Annotated in this window: 20 protein-coding genes and 1 pseudogene (1 of these 21 running past the window's edge); all 21 read left to right on the top strand. The window is 39.0% G+C overall.

Features of this window, described 5'->3' with window-relative positions; translation table 11 throughout:
• Positions 1 to 616: the 3' portion of a cell wall glycolipid biosynthesis glucosyltransferase BgsB gene (gene bgsB, locus IGJ63_RS11225; protein WP_438746482.1), read on the top strand. It extends 584 nt beyond the left edge of the window; the window shows 616 of its 1,200 coding nt (coding positions 585–1,200); its start codon lies beyond the left edge, outside the window; it ends in the stop codon at positions 614 to 616.
• A 95-nt stretch (positions 617 to 711) separates the two neighbouring features.
• Positions 712 to 1,602 carry an NAD(P)-dependent oxidoreductase gene (locus IGJ63_RS11220; protein WP_002359377.1) on the top strand — a complete coding sequence of 297 codons (891 nt, stop codon included), beginning with the start codon at positions 712 to 714 and terminating at the stop codon, positions 1,600 to 1,602.
• Between the two features lie 100 nt (positions 1,603 to 1,702).
• Complete coding sequence (locus tag IGJ63_RS11215) at positions 1,703 to 1,933, top strand: YkuJ family protein (RefSeq protein ID WP_002379802.1); 231 nt, start codon at positions 1,703 to 1,705, stop codon at positions 1,931 to 1,933.
• A 389-nt stretch (positions 1,934 to 2,322) separates the two neighbouring features.
• The gene (gene fabT / locus IGJ63_RS11210) at positions 2,323 to 2,763 is read left to right on the top strand and encodes a fatty acid biosynthesis transcriptional regulator FabT (RefSeq protein WP_002362455.1); all 441 of its coding nucleotides are present in this window, start codon (positions 2,323 to 2,325) and stop codon (positions 2,761 to 2,763) included.
• Positions 2,764 to 2,778: 15 nt separating this feature from the next.
• Complete coding sequence (locus IGJ63_RS11205; RefSeq protein WP_002362374.1) at positions 2,779 to 3,744, top strand: beta-ketoacyl-ACP synthase III; 966 nt, start codon at positions 2,779 to 2,781, stop codon at positions 3,742 to 3,744.
• Between the two features lie 52 nt (positions 3,745 to 3,796).
• On the top strand, positions 3,797 to 4,024 hold the full coding sequence (locus IGJ63_RS11200) for an acyl carrier protein (protein WP_002356278.1): 228 nt from the start codon (positions 3,797 to 3,799) through the stop codon (positions 4,022 to 4,024).
• 136 nt (positions 4,025 to 4,160) lie between these two features.
• The gene (gene fabK, locus IGJ63_RS11195; protein ID WP_010706865.1) at positions 4,161 to 5,117 is read left to right on the top strand and encodes an enoyl-[acyl-carrier-protein] reductase FabK; all 957 of its coding nucleotides are present in this window, start codon (positions 4,161 to 4,163) and stop codon (positions 5,115 to 5,117) included.
• A 32-nt stretch (positions 5,118 to 5,149) separates the two neighbouring features.
• On the top strand, positions 5,150 to 6,079 hold the full coding sequence (fabD, locus tag IGJ63_RS11190) for an ACP S-malonyltransferase (RefSeq protein WP_438746479.1): 930 nt from the start codon (positions 5,150 to 5,152) through the stop codon (positions 6,077 to 6,079).
• 3 nt (positions 6,080 to 6,082) lie between these two features.
• Entirely contained in the window at positions 6,083 to 6,820 is a 738-nt protein-coding gene (gene fabG / locus IGJ63_RS11185) for a 3-oxoacyl-[acyl-carrier-protein] reductase (RefSeq protein ID WP_002356283.1), read from the top strand.
• A gap of 18 nt (positions 6,821 to 6,838) precedes the next feature.
• A pseudogene (gene fabF, locus IGJ63_RS11180) lies at positions 6,839 to 8,074 on the top strand (beta-ketoacyl-ACP synthase II).
• Between the two features lies 1 nt (position 8,075).
• Positions 8,076 to 8,564, top strand: coding sequence for an acetyl-CoA carboxylase biotin carboxyl carrier protein (gene accB / locus IGJ63_RS11175; RefSeq protein WP_002379800.1), 489 nt, complete (start codon positions 8,076 to 8,078; stop codon positions 8,562 to 8,564).
• A gap of 3 nt (positions 8,565 to 8,567) precedes the next feature.
• Positions 8,568 to 8,993, top strand: coding sequence for a 3-hydroxyacyl-ACP dehydratase FabZ (gene fabZ, locus IGJ63_RS11170; protein WP_002356286.1), 426 nt, complete (start codon positions 8,568 to 8,570; stop codon positions 8,991 to 8,993).
• A gap of 7 nt (positions 8,994 to 9,000) precedes the next feature.
• Positions 9,001 to 10,371 carry an acetyl-CoA carboxylase biotin carboxylase subunit gene (locus IGJ63_RS11165; RefSeq protein WP_438746477.1) on the top strand — a complete coding sequence of 457 codons (1,371 nt, stop codon included), beginning with the start codon at positions 9,001 to 9,003 and terminating at the stop codon, positions 10,369 to 10,371.
• Positions 10,372 to 10,426: 55 nt separating this feature from the next.
• Complete coding sequence (gene accD / locus IGJ63_RS11160) at positions 10,427 to 11,293, top strand: acetyl-CoA carboxylase, carboxyltransferase subunit beta (protein ID WP_002356293.1); 867 nt, start codon at positions 10,427 to 10,429, stop codon at positions 11,291 to 11,293.
• A 1-nt stretch (position 11,294) separates the two neighbouring features.
• On the top strand, positions 11,295 to 12,083 hold the full coding sequence (locus IGJ63_RS11155) for an acetyl-CoA carboxylase carboxyl transferase subunit alpha (protein ID WP_002362363.1): 789 nt from the start codon (positions 11,295 to 11,297) through the stop codon (positions 12,081 to 12,083).
• Between the two features lie 222 nt (positions 12,084 to 12,305).
• Entirely contained in the window at positions 12,306 to 12,833 is a 528-nt protein-coding gene (locus IGJ63_RS11150; RefSeq protein WP_002356296.1) for a YqeG family HAD IIIA-type phosphatase, read from the top strand.
• Positions 12,830 to 13,939 (top strand): ribosome biogenesis GTPase YqeH, encoded by a 1,110-nt coding sequence (gene yqeH / locus IGJ63_RS11145; RefSeq protein WP_002387221.1) that lies wholly within the window; start codon positions 12,830 to 12,832, stop codon positions 13,937 to 13,939. The genes IGJ63_RS11150 and yqeH overlap by 4 nt, the downstream gene beginning before the upstream one ends.
• A 23-nt stretch (positions 13,940 to 13,962) precedes the next feature.
• Positions 13,963 to 14,274, top strand: a complete 312-nt coding sequence (gene yhbY, locus IGJ63_RS11140) for a ribosome assembly RNA-binding protein YhbY (RefSeq protein WP_002356298.1) — start codon at positions 13,963 to 13,965, stop codon at positions 14,272 to 14,274.
• A 17-nt stretch (positions 14,275 to 14,291) separates the two neighbouring features.
• Positions 14,292 to 14,951, top strand: a complete 660-nt coding sequence (locus tag IGJ63_RS11135) for a nicotinate-nucleotide adenylyltransferase (RefSeq protein WP_002365150.1) — start codon at positions 14,292 to 14,294, stop codon at positions 14,949 to 14,951.
• Positions 14,929 to 15,519 carry a bis(5'-nucleosyl)-tetraphosphatase (symmetrical) YqeK gene (gene yqeK / locus IGJ63_RS11130; protein ID WP_002356300.1) on the top strand — a complete coding sequence of 197 codons (591 nt, stop codon included), beginning with the start codon at positions 14,929 to 14,931 and terminating at the stop codon, positions 15,517 to 15,519. Before IGJ63_RS11135 ends, yqeK begins: the two co-directional genes overlap by 23 nt.
• A gap of 46 nt (positions 15,520 to 15,565) precedes the next feature.
• Positions 15,566 to 15,904, top strand: coding sequence for a ribosome silencing factor (gene rsfS, locus IGJ63_RS11125; RefSeq protein WP_033072556.1), 339 nt, complete (start codon positions 15,566 to 15,568; stop codon positions 15,902 to 15,904).
• The last annotated feature ends 1 nt before the right edge of the window (position 15,905 follow it).

Genomic DNA, 15,905 nt, shown 5'->3' with positions numbered 1-15,905 from the left:
AATGCGTCAACAACTAGGTATTGAAGAGCAACAGATTATGTTGTTATCGTTAAGTCGAATTTCTTATGAAAAAAATATTCAAGCAATTATTCAAGGGTTACCACAAGTTATTGAAAAATTACCACAAACTCGTTTAGTAATAGTTGGAAATGGTCCCTATCTAGAGGATTTAAAAGAATTAGCAGAAGAACTAGAAGTCAGTGAATACGTTCAATTTACGGGTGAAGTGCCAAATGAAGAAGTCGCCATTTATTATAAAGCTGCTGACTATTTTGTCAGCGCCTCAACGTCGGAAACACAAGGCTTAACTTATACAGAAGCGATGGCCGCTGGCGTTCAATGTGTTGCAGAAGGGAACGCCTATTTAAATAATTTATTTGATCATGAAAGCTTAGGCAAAACTTTTAAGACAGACAGTGATTTTGCCACAACATTGATTGACTATATACAAGCAAATATTAAAATGGACCAAACTATTTTAGATGAAAAATTATTTGAAATTTCTTCTACAAACTTTGGCAACAAAATGATTGAATTTTATCAAGACACATTGATTTACTTTGATCAACTTCAAATGGAAAAAGAAAATGCGGACTCAATAAAAAAATTAAAGTAAAATTTACATCTTTAAGAAAATAAACTGCAAAACTTTCCTCCTTCGTTTATACTGAAGGAGGAAAGTTTTTTATTTTAAGAACGGAGGAAGCTACTATGTCTAAAATCGGTTTTATTGGAACGGGTGTCATGGGAAAATCAATTATTCGTAACATGATGAAAAACAATTTATCTGTCAATGTTTACAATCGAACAAAAAGTAAAACAGATGATTTAGTTGCTGAAGGAGCAGTTTGGTATGATACGCCAAAAGCAATTGCGGAAGCGAGTGATATCATTTTTACAATGGTTGGCTTTCCTTCAGATGTTGAAGGCGTGTATTTTAATGAAACAGGGATTTTTCAAGCAGATCTTACAGGTAAAATAGTAGTAGATTTAACCACAAGTACGCCGACCTTGGCTGAAAAGATTGCCAAAAAAGCAGCAGAAGTGGGTGCTCATGCGTTGGATGCGCCAGTTTCTGGTGGTGACTTAGGTGCTAAAAATGGTACTTTAACAATTATGGTTGGTGGCGATCAAGAAAGTTATGAGACCGTCTTACCAATTTTCAAAACATTTGGCAAAACGTTTATGCTACATGGCTCAGCTGGAAAAGGGCAACACACTAAGATGGCGAATCAGTTAATGATTGCAGGCACAATGACCGGGTTGACTGAAATGCTCGTTTATGCAAATGCGACAGGATTAACTTTAGAAAAAGTTCTGGAAACAGTCGGTGGTGGTAGTGCTGCGAACTGGTCATTAAGTAATTATGGACCGCGTATTTTAAAAGAAGATTATACGCCAGGCTTTTTTGTTAAACATTTTATCAAAGATTTAAAGATTGCGTTAGATGAAGCAAAAAAACTTGACCTTCCATTGCCAGCGACGCAAAAAGCGACAGAATTATATGAAAGCCTTGCAGATAAAGGGTTTGAAAATGATGGCACACAGGCCTTAATTAAGCTTTGGTGGACAGATGGCAAGCAACCAACGAATAAAAATTAAAGAACAACAAAAAAATCAAAAAAAATGACGAAAAATCATGCAAGTTAGGCAATGTTTTGTTACAATGGTACAGAACTAGTTTGCAAAAGGAGGCCCACTGATGAAACATTCACAACTTGTGGCGATTATTAAGAGACTGGAAGCAATGATCGAAGCAGCAGATAATGAAGTACAAGTACGCCGCTTTGAACGTGAAGGCGTAGAGAAATGTATTGTAAGTTTTGATAAATCAACAGAAACATTTGAATTAACAGAATCTGATACGCACCAAAGCTATCAATTCGATAACATCGATATTGTAGCAATGGAAATTTACGACTTAATTCAATAATTAATCGTCCTACATTTTAATAAGGGAGTGGAGTAGAAGCACCAAAGCTTCTGGTTCACTCTCTTCTCGTATTATCCAGTCAAGTTGTAGCAATAGCTTAGTGGGAGTTTAAGAATTATATAACAAAAATCACTGGCACTTCTCAATCAGGGGAGTGCCAGTGATGCTTTTTAGTTGCACTTCTTTCCATTTTCTGTGAAAATAGTTTGGGTATCAAAGTAATTGATCCTTTTTTTAAAAGCCTCGTCCCTTGAAAATGCGCCTTTTTTGAAATATTTGAAGAATATTTCATTAAAAATATAGAAAATTCTCTTGCATTCTTTGCTTATTTACGATATAGTTTGAACATCAAATGTTTTGATAATCAAAGTATATGGATGGTGCACAGAATGGAACCTAATTTAGAAACAGTCAACGATTACTTAGTCAGTGTCTTTAATGACATCTTAACGATTGAAGAATCTGAATTGAAAAAATCACAATTTAATGATTTATCCATTACGGAGATGCACACAATCGAAGCAATTGGTATGTACAAGAAAAAAACGTCTTCAGAAGTAGCCAAGGAACTGTCAATTACCGTCGGAACACTTACTGTAGCGATTAACAACTTAGTTAAAAAAGGCTATGTTGAACGTTTGCGTAGTGAAGATGATCGACGTGTAGTAAAGCTTGGCTTAACTAAAAAAGGAAAATTACTTTTTAGAGTCCATCAGCATTTTCATCGTGAAATGGTTAAAAACATTTTGAAAGGCATGGAGCAAGAAGAAGAACAAGCGCTGTTAAGAGCACTAAAAAATCTTCATGATTTCTTGCAAGAATACAAATAAAAAGTGAGGATCCCCATGAAGAATTATGCACGAATTAGTTGTACAAGCCGTTATGTTCCAGAGAATTGTGTCACGAATCACCAACTGAGTGAAATGATGGATACCTCTGATGAATGGATACATTCGCGAACAGGCATTAGTGAACGTCGCATCGTTACGCAAGAAAATACGTCTGATTTATGTCATCAAGTCGCAAAACAGTTATTGGAAAAATCTGGAAAGCAAGCAAGTGAGATTGACTTTATTTTAGTTGCAACAGTGACACCAGATTTCAATATGCCTTCTGTTGCTTGCCAAGTGCAAGGCGCAATTGGCGCTACTGAGGCTTTTGCTTTTGACATCAGTGCAGCGTGTTCTGGTTTTGTCTATGCCTTAAGCATGGCAGAAAAACTAGTCTTAAGTGGTCGTTATCAAACAGGTCTAGTAATTGGTGGCGAAACATTTTCCAAAATGTTGGATTGGACCGATCGTTCCACAGCGGTGCTTTTCGGTGATGGGGCTGCCGGCGTCTTGATTGAAGCGGCTGAGACACCGCATTTTCTAGATGAAAAATTACAAGCAGATGGACAACGGTGGGCGGCTTTAACGTCAGGCTACACGATCAACGAAAGTCCTTTTTATCAGGGGCATGAGCAGGCTAGTAAGACGCTACAGATGGAAGGACGTAGTATTTTTGATTTTGCGATTAAAGATGTTTCACAAAATATTTTATCCCTCGTGACGGACGAAACCGTGGATTATCTTCTACTACATCAAGCAAATGTGCGCATTATCGATAAAATTGCACGTAAGACGAAGATTTCCCGCGAGAAGTTTTTAACGAATATGGATAAATATGGCAATACCTCAGCTGCTAGTATTCCTATTTTGTTGGATGAAGCAGTTGAAAATGGGACCTTAATTTTAGGTTCCCAACAACGCGTGGTGCTAACAGGATTTGGCGGCGGCTTAACATGGGGCTCACTGCTCCTAACGCTGTAAAAAACTGTTCACATATAAATGAAGAAAATGACTATTTTGGAGGAATATACACATGGTATTTGAAAAAATTCAAGCAATTATCGTAGAAGAATTAGGAAAAGATGCTGAAGAGGTACAATTAACTACAAACATTCAAGAAGAATTAGACGCGGACAGCTTAGATTTATTCCAAATCATTAACGAAATCGAAGATGAATTTGATGTGAAAATCGAAACAGAAGATGGCATCCAAACCGTTCAAGATTTAGTAACATATGTAGAAAAACAACAAGCAAACTAATACATGAAAATAGGGGGCTGGGACATTTAATTGCTAAATGACCCAGTCCCTAAAAAAACAAGTAAATAAGCCGTAAAAATCCTTTTTTACTTGAATGAAGTGTACTTATCTTAGAACTAAAGGACGTATAAAATCAATGAATCAAGAGTTATGTGAGTTGCTTGGAATCAATTATCCCATTTTTCAAGGCGGTATGGCTTGGGTAGCCGATGCTTCATTAGCAAGTGCCGTGTCAAACGCTGGTGGATTAGGGATTATTGCTGGCGGCAATGCCCCAAAAGAAGTCGTAAAAAAAGAAATTAAAAAAGTTAAAGAATTAACGGAGCAACCCTTTGGTGTCAATATTATGTTACTTTCACCTTTTGCCGATGAAATTGTCGATTTGGTTTGTGAAGAACAGGTTCCTGTCGTAACGACAGGTGCAGGCAATCCAGCCAAATACATGGCTCGTTTTAAAGAACATAACATTAAAGTAATCCCAGTAGTTCCTTCAGTTGCTTTAGCAAAAAGAATGGAAAAAATTGGTGCCGATGCTGTCATTTTTGAAGGAATGGAAGCTGGTGGACATATTGGCAAGTTAACCACTATGAGTGGCTTACCGCAAATCGTTGACGCTGTGTCAATTCCTGTGATTGCAGCAGGTGGGATTGGTGATGGTCGTGGTATGGCTGCGGCCTTTATGTTAGGTGCTGAAGCAGTCCAGTTAGGCACACGTTTTTTAATTGCCAAAGAATGCAACGTTCATCCAGATTATAAACAGAAAGTTTTAAAGGCACGTGATTTAGATGCAGTAATTACCTGTCAACATTTTGGCCATCCAGTGCGTACTTTAAAAAATAAATTAACCGCTCAATATAATCAATTAGAAAAGCAAGAACTCCAAAAAGAAGTGCCTGATTTAGAAATGTTTGAAAAAATTGGTCAGGGCGCTTTGCGCAAAGCTGTCGTTGACGGGGATATGGATTACGGTTCCGTCATGGCGGGACAAATTGCCGGGTTAATAAAAAAAGAAGAAACAGCCCAAGAAATCATTGATTCACTCATGTCTGAATGCAAAGCGATTGTACATAAGATGAATCAGCGTTGGGGCTAAGTGAATAATTTTAACAAAAAATGAGGTGTCGTATGAAAACAGCGATTTTATTTAGTGGACAAGGAGCCCAGTATCAAGGGATGGGTGAAGAATTATATCACCAAGAAGCGATTGTTCGGGAAACTTTCGATGAAACAAGTCATATCTTAGGTTATGAGATGGCAGAACTTTGTTTTACTGAAAATGAACGTTTAAATGAAACAGAATATACGCAACCTGCTATTTTAACAGTCAGTGTCGCATTTTACCGTCTTTTGCAACAAAAAGGACTAACGCCTGATGTCGTAGCGGGTTTAAGCTTAGGGGAATACAGTGCTTTGGTTGCCAGCGGGGCTTTGCGCTTTTCAGAAGCAGTGGCCTTGGTCCAAAAGCGCGGTCAGTACATGACAGAAGCAGCACCACAAGGAACTGGCAAAATGGTTGCTGTTATGAATGCTGAGCGTGAAGTAATTGAGAAAGCCTGCCAAGAAGCCAGTGCTTTCGGAATTGTGGCTCCAGCAAATTATAATACACCACAACAAATCGTGATTGGTGGTGAGGTTGCTGCTGTTGATCAAGCGATGACACTTCTCAAAGAAGCTGGTGTGAAGCGAATGATTCCGTTAAATGTGAGTGGCCCTTTCCATACGGCGCTGTTACAACCAGCATCAAAAAAATTGGCTCAGGATTTAGCAAAATTGAACTTTCAAACGATGCAAATTCCTGTCATTAGTAATACGACTGCCGAAATTATGCCCCAAGAGGCAATTCAAGCGTTATTGGAAAAGCAAGTCATGTCTGCGGTACGTTTTGAAGACAGTATCGAAACGATGAAGGCTATGAACGTAGGAACGATGATTGAAGTTGGTCCAGGGAAAACATTAACTGGTTTTGTTAAAAAAATTGACAAAACAATTGAAATGCACCGTGTGGAAGATGTTGCAACATTAACAGAAACGTTAACAGCGCTTACTGGGAGGTAAAAAATGGAATTAACAGGAAAAAACGTATTTATTACTGGAAGCACTCGTGGGATTGGTAAAGCAGTTGCGTTAGCTTTTGCGAAAGAGGGCGCCAATATTGTCTTAAACGGTCGGAGTGAGATTACGCCAGAACAACGACAAGAAATTGAAGCCTTTGGGGTAAAATGTATTGGCCTTTCTGGAGATATTTCCGATTTTGATGCGGCAGGTGAGATGATTCAAGCAACAGTTGACCAATTAGGCTCGATTGATATTCTGGTGAATAACGCTGGGATTACGAATGACAAATTATTATTACGAATGACAAAAGAGGATTTTAATGCCTGTTTAGATATTAACTTGGTAGGAACTTTTAACATGACCCAGCAAGCGGTTAAACGTATGATGAAACAACGAAGTGGTCGGATTATTAATATGGCTAGCGTTTCTGGTTTAATGGGAAATGTTGGTCAAGCAAACTACGCTGCGAGTAAAGCCGGTGTCGTTGGTTTTACTAAATCGGTGGCACGAGAAGTTGCGCCGCGCGGTATTACCTGCAATGCGATTGCACCAGGGTTTATCCAAACAGAAATGACGGATGTTTTATCGGAAAAAGTTAAAACACAAATGAATGCGCAAATTCCCTTACAAACGTTTGGGCAAGTCGAAGATGTCGCAGCTACAGCGATTTTCTTAGCTAAAAGTCCCTATATTACTGGGCAAGTCGTGAATGTCGATGGCGGCTTAGTCATGCACGGATAAACGAAAGGAGTCAAAAGGATGAATCGAGTAGTTATTACCGGTTACGGTGTCACCTCGCCGATTGGCAATGAACCTGAGACTTTTTTAGAAAGTTTGAAAACAGGGAAAAATGGTATCGGACCGATTAGTAAATTTGATGTTAGTGAAACAGGTGTCACCTTAGCAGCTGAAGTGAAAGACTTTCCAATGGAAAAATATTTTGTTAAAAAAGATGGCAAACGCATGGATAAGTTTTCGTTATTTGGCATTTATGCGGCCTTAGAAGCAATGGCTATGAGTGGCTTGGATACCAGTTAACTAGATGTGGATCGGTTTGGCGTTATGGTGGGTTCCGGAATTGGTGGTTTGGAAACAATTCAAAATCAAGTAATTCGGATGCACGACAAAGGACCTGAACGTGTGGCACCGTTATTTATTCCAATGGCGATTGGAAACATGGTGGCGGGAAATATTGCTTTACGTGTTGGTGCCAAAGGAATTTGTACTTCAACAGTGACAGCTTGTGCTAGTGCAACTCATTCAATTGGGGAAGCGTTCCGCAATATCAAACATGGCTACTCCGATGTCATTATTGCTGGTGGAGCAGAAGCGCCTATTACAGAAATCGGTATTTCAGGATTTGCTTCCTTGACCGCTTTAACAAAGGCGACTGATCCAGAAAAAGCCTCAATTCCCTTTGATAAAGAACGTAGTGGATTTGTGATGGGAGAAGGAGCGGGTGTCTTTATTTTAGAATCATTAGATCATGCTCTAGAACGAGGCGCAACTATTTTAGGTGAAGTGGTTGGCTATGGTGCTAATTGCGATGCCTATCATATGACATCACCAACACCAGATGGGAGCGGCGCAGCGAAAGCCATGGTACTAGCAATGGAAGAAGCGGGGATTTCTCCAGAAAAAATTGGCTATATTAACGCCCATGGAACAAGCACACAAGCCAATGACAGTGCAGAATCTAAAGCAATTGAATTGGCTTTAGGTGATGCCGCAAAAACGGCGTATGTAAGTAGTACAAAGAGTATGACGGGACATCTCTTAGGCGCCGCTGGTGGAATTGAAGGAATTGCTACCCTAAATGCTTTACAACATCAATTTATTCCGCCAACCATTAATGTGGAAAATCAAGATGAAGCAATTACGGTGAACGTTGTTTTAAACGAAAGCAAAGAGCATAAATTTGATTATGCTTTAAGTAACTCGCTAGGCTTTGGTGGCCACAATGCAGTTATTTGCTTAAAACGCTGGGAGGATTAACATGCAGTTAGAAGAAGTAAAAGCACTATTAACACAATTTGATCAATCAACTTTAACCGAATTTGATTTACGAGAAGGCTCGTTTGAATTATATATGAATAAAAATACAGTTTCTGGGCGAAGTGCCGTAGAACCAGTGGCGCAACCACAAGAAACACCAGTAGCCGCTAGTGGTGTGTCAGTGCCTGTTGAAACAGTTTCTGTCGTTGAAGAAACGCCAACTAATACACCGACAGCCAATGAAAAGACAGAAGAAATTACGTCACCTATTGTAGGAATCGTTTATTTACAACCAGCACCAGATAAAGAGAACTTTGTCAAAGTAGGAGACACTGTTAAAACGGGTGACGTTGTGTGTATCGTTGAAGCGATGAAATTAATGAATGAAATTACGGCGACAGTTGACGGTGTGATTACTGAAATATTAGTCAACAATGAAGATGTGGTTGAATTTGGTCAGCCGCTATTCCGAGTTGCTAAAGGAGAATAAAACATGAAATTAACAATTACAGAAATTCAAGAAATTTTACCACATCGCTATCCCTTTTTATTATTAGATAGTGTTGAAGAAGTCATTCCCGGGGAACGCGTTGTAGCGAAAAAGAATGTAACGGTTAATGAGCAAGTTTTTCAAGGTCATTTTCCTGGGAATCCTGTTTTGCCAGGAGTTTTAATTATTGAATCGTTGGCTCAAGCAGGCGCCGTGGCATTACTTTCAATGCCTGAATTCAAAGGGAAAACGGCATACTTTGGTGGATTAGATAAAGCAAAATTTAGACAAAAGGTAACACCAGGCGACACATTAATTTTAGAGGTTGAACTTTTAAAAGTCCGCGCTTCTGCTGGAATGGGTAAAGGTGTGGCAAAAGTTAATGGAAAAAAAGTTGCCGAGGCTGAATTAACCTTTATGATTGGATAGGTGAAAAATGTTTTCGAAAGTATTAATCGCAAACCGCGGAGAAATCGCTGTTCGTATTATTCGTGCCTGTCGCGAATTAGGCGTTCAAACAGTTGCTGTTTACTCTGAAGCGGATCAAGAAGCGTTACACACACAGTTAGCAGATGAAGCCATTTGTATTGGACCGGCGAAAGCAACTGATTCTTATTTAAATGTTCAAGCTGTTTTAAGTGCAGCGATTGTTACCAATGCTGAAGCGATTCATCCAGGGTTTGGTTTCTTATCTGAAAATAGTCAATTTGCTTCAATGTGCGAAGAATGTAACATTACTTTTATCGGTCCTAAAGCAGAAACGATTGATGCAATGGGCAATAAAATAAACGCACGTCAACTGATGCAAAAAGCCAAGGTACCTGTTATTCCTGGGAGTGATGGCGTCATTGATTCTGTCGAAGAAGCGTTGACGATTGCTGAAGAAATTGGTTACCCAGTGATGTTAAAGGCAGCTGCTGGTGGTGGCGGAAAAGGAATCCGAAAAGTTCTTTCAAAAGAAGAGTTACCGAAACACTTTACTTCAGCGCAGCAAGAAGCCAAAGCCGCATTTGGTAATGATGATATGTATTTAGAAAAAATTATTTATCCAGCACGTCATATCGAAGTGCAAATTTTAGGTGATCAATATGGGCATGTGATTCACTTAGGGGAACGTGATTGCTCACTACAAAGAAATAATCAAAAAGTGTTAGAAGAATCACCATCGATTGCTATTTCTGAAGAAAAGCGTCAGATGTTAGGCGAAACGGCCGTTCGAGCGGCACAAGCTGTGCATTATGAAAATGCCGGAACCATTGAATTTTTGATGGATCCAGCTGGCGACTTTTATTTCATGGAAATGAATACCCGCATCCAAGTCGAACATCCAGTTACGGAAATGGTAACAGGGATTGATTTAGTCAAAGCACAATTAGAAATTGCTTCAGGTGAACCTTTAGGCTATACCCAAGAGGATGTTATCATGAGTGGGCATGCGATTGAGTGCCGAATTAACGCTGAAAATCCTGCCTTTAATTTTGCTCCTTCACCAGGTAAAATTCAAAATCTCTTGTTGCCTAGTGGTGGAATGGGCTTGCGTGTAGACAGCGTTATGTATTCAGGGTATTCAATTCCGCCTTATTATGATTCAATGATTGCAAAAGTCATCGTACATGGTGAAAATCGTTTTGATGCCTTGATGAAAATGCAAAGGGCTTTAAATGAAATTGTAACAGAAGGTATTATTACGAATGCCGAATTCCAATTAGATTTAATTACACATGACAATGTTTTGACAGGTGACTATGACACAAGCTTTTTACAAGAAACATTTCTACCAAATTGGGAGCCAGAAAGCAATCATTAAAGAAAGAACGCCGCAAGAGCTGTGCTCTTGCCGCTAAAATACGAGGAGTAAGCAAATGGCATTATTTAAAAAGAAAAATTACATTCGCATTAATCCAAATCGTGCTGATGCAAATGATGCATCAAAGAAGCCTTCTGTTCCAGATAATATGTGGGCAAAATGCCCTTCTTGTAAGCGAACACTGTATACAAAAGAAATGGGTGCAGAAAAAATCTGTCCGCATTGTGGCTATAGTTTTCGGATTGGTGCATGGGAACGATTAGCGATAACCGTTGATGAAAAAAGTTTCCACAATTGGGACAGTGAATTAGTGACAAAAGATCCACTAAATTTTCCTGGTTATCTTGAAAAAATTGAAAAAATGCAAGAAAAAACTGGGCTAGATGAAGCTGTCTTAACGGGAGAAGCAACAATTGAAGGACAAGCTGTTGCAATTGGAATCATGGACGCTAATTTTATCATGGGCAGTATGGGAACGATTGTTGGTGAAAAAATCACACGCTTGTTTGAGCGGGCGACAGAAAAGCATTTACCAGTAGTGATTTTCACTGCATCTGGTGGTGCCCGTATGCAAGAAGGAATTTTTTCATTGATGCAAATGGCGAAAATTTCGGCCGCTTTGCAACGGCATAACAAAGCAGGCTTGCTGTATCTTACGGTATTGACTGATCCAACGACTGGCGGTGTTACCGCAAGTTTTGCGATGGATGGCGATATTATTTTGGCAGAGCCTCAGAGTTTAATCGGTTTTGCTGGCCGCCGTGTAATTGAACAAACGATTCGTCAAGAGTTGCCAGATGATTTTCAAAAGGCCGAGTTTCTTTTAGAACATGGTTTTGTAGATCAGATTGTGCCAAGAAATCTTTTGCGTCAACGATTGAGCGACTTGTTACGTTTACATTCTTTGGAAGGGTGGCGCTAACATGGAAAAGAAAACAGCCAATGATGTTGTTACCTTGGCAAGAGCCCAAGATCGTTTGACAACTTTAGAATATATAGAAGCAATTTTTGAGGACTTTTTAGAATTTCATGGGGATCGTTACTTTGCCGATGATTTAGCTGTAGTCGGTGGTGTTGCTACTTTGCAAGGGAAACCAGTTACAGTGGTAGGTATCCAAAAAGGTCGAAATCTACCAGAAAATATTGAACGTAATTTTGGTTCACCTAATCCTGAAGGGTATCGCAAAGCGTTACGTTTAATGAAACAAGCGGAAAAATTTAATCGCCCAGTCATTACCTTTGTGAACACTGCTGGTGCCTATTGTGGGATTGGTGCCGAAGAGCGGGGAGAAGGGGAAGCCATTGCGCAAAACCTGTTAGAGATGTCTGATTTGAAAGTGCCAATCATTTCAGTCATCATTGGTGAGGGCGGTAGTGGCGGTGCTTTAGCTTTAGCAGTCGCAGATGAAGTTTGGATGTTGGAACACACGATTTATGCGGTTCTTTCGCCAGAAGGTTTCGCCTCTATTTTGTGGAAAGATGGCAGTCGTGCGAAAGAAGCAGCAGAATTGATGAAAATCACAGCGACAGAGCTGAAGGAATTAGCTATTGTAGATAAAGTAATTCCAGAAGTTATGAACGGTCAGCCTCTGGAACAAGCAAAAATTAATCGCATGTTACAAAAAGCGTTCATTTCAAAATTAACTGAATTAGCTAAATTAGATACGGAAACGTTACTAGAAAAAAGATACCAACGTTTTCGCAAATATTAGAAGTTACTACTCATCAACGAACTTTTCAGGGGTTGATGGGTGGCTTTTTTTTATTTTTTCTTTTATTTTACTTGTTCTTTTACAAGGAACGACCGTCCTTTATAGAAATTTTCAGTAAAATGCAGTATAATACAATAGGTAGAGACTGAAGCATAATTGTTTAGTTATGTTTCAGTCTCTTAAAATCGAAGAAACTACATAGTGTCAGTGAGAGGAGTCACGATGTTTTCAAAATATAAACCGACATGGATGATTGATGCGATTTATAAAATTACCCCCGCACAATTAAAAAAACTAGGGATTAAGGCAGTACTAACTGACTTAGATAATACGTTAATTGCTTGGAATAATCCCGATGGAACAGAAGAATTAAAAACTTGGTTATTAGAAATGAAAAATGCAGGAATTACTGTCCTCGTTGTTTCAAATAACAAAGACAGCCGGATTAAACGCGTTGTTGAAAAGTTTGACTTAGATTATGTAGCACGTGCCTTGAAACCAACCGCACGTGGCTTCAAATTAGCAGAAAAAAAATTAGGCTTGAAGCCATCTGAAATGTTAATGGTCGGCGATCAGATTATGACAGATATTCGGGGAGCTAACGCAGCGGGTATACGCAATGTTTTAGTTCAACCGATTGTCGATACAGATGGCTGGAATACTAGAATCAATCGGTTCTTTGAACGGAAAATTATGAAATACTTATCAAAAAAACATCCAGAAATGACATGGAGAGGCGGATTAGAATGACAGAGGCAATTCATTGTATTGGCTGTGGTGCGATTATCCAAACGGAAAATCCTCATGAATTAGGCTATACACCAAAAACAGCTTTCGAAAAAGGAATGGAAACAGGGGAAGTTTATTGCCAACGTTGTTTTCGCTTAAGACATTATAATGACATTCAAGATGTCCAATTAACAGATGATGACTTTTTACGTTTATTGAATGGTTTAGGAACAGAAGATGCACTGATTGTGAACGTAGTGGATATTTTTGACTTTAATGGCTCTCTTATTCCAGGACTACATCGTTTTATCGGAGATAATCCTGTGTTATTAGTTGGCAATAAAGTGGATATTTTGCCTAAATCATTAAAAAAACCTAAAATGGTTCAATGGATGAGAGAACGGGCCCATGAAGCAGGATTACGCCCTGTTGATGTTTTACTAACAAGTGGCAAGAAACCACAAGAAATGCAAGAGTTATTAGATACGATCGAAAAATATCGTGAAGGCCGAGACGTTTATGTCGTAGGTGTGACCAATGTTGGAAAATCAACATTAATCAATCAAATCATTCAACAAACAGTGGGTGTTCAAGATGTGATTACGACATCACAATTTCCTGGAACAACGCTAGATAAAATTGAAATTCCATTAGACGATGGCCACTTCTTAATCGATACGCCCGGAATTATTCACCGTCATCAAATGGCACATTACCTAGGTAAAAAAGACTTGAAAATTATTGCACCGCAAAAAGAAATCAAACCGAAAGTTTACCAATTAAATGCTGAACAAACCTTGTTTTTAGGTGGCTTGGCTCGCTTTGATTATGTCCAAGGTGCTAAAAGTTCCTTCATTGCCTACGTTTCCAATGACTTAAAATTACACCGAACAAAAACAGCAACCGCCGATGCTTTTTATGAAAAACATGTTGGTGGCTTATTGCAGCCTCCACGTGCCGATGAAGTCGCTGAGTTTCCTGAATTAGTGCGCTTTGAATTTTCCGTGAAAGAAAAAACGGATATTGTGTTTGCTGGTCTAGGTTGGATTACTGTCACAGAACCTGGTGTAGTCGCTGGTTGGGCGCCTAAAGGTGTCGATGTTTTACGTAGAAAAGCATTAATTTAAATTTTAGAGAGAAGGCAAACAATTTGAAACTTAGAGGAAAACAAAAACGTTATTTACGTAGTCAGGCACACCATTTACAACCTATTTTTCAAGTAGGCAAAGGTGGTTTGAATGACGCAATGATTACACAAATTGATGAAGCGTTGGAAAAACGTGAACTGATTAAAATTACGTTATTACAAAATACAGATGAAGTAGCAGAAGAAGTTGCAGAAGAACTAACAGCAGCCATTCATTGCGATGTGGTACAAATTATTGGTCGCGTGTTGGTCTTATTCAAGCCATCAAGTAAAGAAAAATATCAAAAAATTTCAGCAGCAGTCAAAGAGATTTAATATTGGAGGGATGAACAATGGGAGAAAAAAGACAAGCGCGTCAAGGAGCGGACGTTCTCTTGCAAGAGGAACCGTTACGTTTTCAAACAAGAAAGCAAGTCGGCTTGTTAGGTGGTAATTTTAATCCCGTTCATTTAGCACATCTTGTCATGGCCGATCAAGTTCAAAATCAACTAGGTTTGGACAAAGTTTACTTAATGCCTACGTACTTACCACCACATGTAGACGAAAAGAAAACAATTAGCAGTGAACATCGGTTAGCGATGTTAGAACTAGCAGTGGCTGATAATCCCTGCTTAGATATTGAGCCAATTGAGTTAATTCGCAAAGGCAAAAGTTACACGTATGATACGATGAAAGCTTTAAAAGAAGCCAATCCAGATACTGATTATTATTTTATAATTGGTGGAGATATGGTGGAATACTTGCCCAAATGGCATCGGATTGATGACTTACTCCATTTAGTTCAATTTGTCGGCATTCGGCGTCCTAATTATCCAACGGAATCTACCTATCCAATTATTTGGGTCGATGTTCCGCAGATGGCGATTAGTTCCACTTTGATTAGACAAAAAGTCAAAAGTGGTTGCTCAACACGCTATCTTCTTCCAGAGAATGTGATAAACTATATTCAAGAGAAGGGACTGTATCAAGATGAGCTGGATAACAAATTATGATGCTGCACAACGTGAATTATTAATGCAAAAAGTTCAAATGCAAATGAGTGAACGCCGTTTTCGCCATGTGTTAGGAGTCGAGGAAACAGCTGTGGCCTTGGCAGCGAAATATGGTGCCGATGAAGCGAAAGCCAGTATTGCTGCTTTGACGCATGATTACGCCAAAGAACGTCCAAACGATGAATTCGAGTTGATTATTCGCCGAGATGGTTTTGATTTGGCTTTATTAAACTATGGCAATGAAATTTGGCATGGCTTAGTTGGGGCGGATATTGTTCAACGGGAATTAGCCATTGATGACGAAGAAATCTTGCAGGCAATTCGTGTGCATACAACTGGGGCTGCTAAGATGAGCTTGCTAGATAAAATTATTTATGTCGCAGATTACATTGAACCAGGACGTGATTTTCCAGGTGTGAAAGAAGCCCGTGAAATTGCCCTTGTTGACTTAGATGCAGCGGTTGCTTATGAAACGAAACATACCTTGTTACATTTGATTGAACAAGAACATAAAATTTATCCAAAAACGTTAGAGACCTACAATCAATGGGTCGTTAATCAAAAATAAAAGAAGAAAGAATTACTAGGAGGGAACTATCATAGATAGCCAGAAAATTTTAGAAATTGCTGTCAAAGCAGCAGATTCAAAACGAGCAGAAGAAATTGTCGCATTAGACGTAAGAGAGATTTCATTATTAGCAGATTATTTTTTAATTTGCCAAGCCAATAGTGAACGTCAAATCAATGCGATTGTTGATGAAATTAACGAACAAGAAGCCAAAAATCAAGTAGAAGTCAAACGTGTGGAAGGTAAAGAAGGCGGAAAATGGATTTTAATCGATTTAGGCGATGTTATTGTCCATGTATTCCAATCTTCAGAACGTGCCTTTTACAATTTAGAAAAATTATGGTCAGATGCCCCAATGGTTGATCTAAGCGCTTGGGTCGACTAAA

It is taken from the genome of Enterococcus sp. DIV1375a (assembly GCF_051712205.1).
Classification (GTDB): domain Bacteria; phylum Bacillota; class Bacilli; order Lactobacillales; family Enterococcaceae; genus Enterococcus; species Enterococcus faecalis.
This window is presented reverse-complemented; position numbering and strand designations above follow the sequence as displayed.

Excerpts from the sequence above, each read along its gene's own strand:
- IGJ63_RS11200 (WP_002356278.1), top strand. The coding sequence starts at position 3,797 with ATGGTATTTGAAAAAATTCAAGCAATTATCGTAGAAGAATTAGGAAAA.
- fabT (WP_002362455.1), top strand. The coding sequence starts at position 2,323 with ATGGAACCTAATTTAGAAACAGTCAACGATTACTTAGTCAGTGTCTTT.
- fabZ (WP_002356286.1), top strand. The coding sequence starts at position 8,568 with ATGAAATTAACAATTACAGAAATTCAAGAAATTTTACCACATCGCTAT.
- IGJ63_RS11165 (WP_438746477.1), top strand. The coding sequence starts at position 9,001 with ATGTTTTCGAAAGTATTAATCGCAAACCGCGGAGAAATCGCTGTTCGT.
- fabD (WP_438746479.1), top strand. The coding sequence starts at position 5,150 with ATGAAAACAGCGATTTTATTTAGTGGACAAGGAGCCCAGTATCAAGGG.
- fabG (WP_002356283.1), top strand. The coding sequence starts at position 6,083 with ATGGAATTAACAGGAAAAAACGTATTTATTACTGGAAGCACTCGTGGG.
- IGJ63_RS11155 (WP_002362363.1), top strand. The coding sequence starts at position 11,295 with ATGGAAAAGAAAACAGCCAATGATGTTGTTACCTTGGCAAGAGCCCAA.
- IGJ63_RS11135 (WP_002365150.1), top strand. The coding sequence starts at position 14,292 with ATGGGAGAAAAAAGACAAGCGCGTCAAGGAGCGGACGTTCTCTTGCAA.
- yqeK (WP_002356300.1), top strand. The coding sequence starts at position 14,929 with ATGAGCTGGATAACAAATTATGATGCTGCACAACGTGAATTATTAATG.
- IGJ63_RS11215 (WP_002379802.1), top strand. The coding sequence starts at position 1,703 with ATGAAACATTCACAACTTGTGGCGATTATTAAGAGACTGGAAGCAATG.
- IGJ63_RS11220 (WP_002359377.1), top strand. The coding sequence starts at position 712 with ATGTCTAAAATCGGTTTTATTGGAACGGGTGTCATGGGAAAATCAATT.
- IGJ63_RS11205 (WP_002362374.1), top strand. The coding sequence starts at position 2,779 with ATGAAGAATTATGCACGAATTAGTTGTACAAGCCGTTATGTTCCAGAG.
- fabK (WP_010706865.1), top strand. The coding sequence starts at position 4,161 with ATGAATCAAGAGTTATGTGAGTTGCTTGGAATCAATTATCCCATTTTT.
- accD (WP_002356293.1), top strand. The coding sequence starts at position 10,427 with ATGGCATTATTTAAAAAGAAAAATTACATTCGCATTAATCCAAATCGT.
- yqeH (WP_002387221.1), top strand. The coding sequence starts at position 12,830 with ATGACAGAGGCAATTCATTGTATTGGCTGTGGTGCGATTATCCAAACG.
- accB (WP_002379800.1), top strand. The coding sequence starts at position 8,076 with ATGCAGTTAGAAGAAGTAAAAGCACTATTAACACAATTTGATCAATCA.
- IGJ63_RS11150 (WP_002356296.1), top strand. The coding sequence starts at position 12,306 with ATGTTTTCAAAATATAAACCGACATGGATGATTGATGCGATTTATAAA.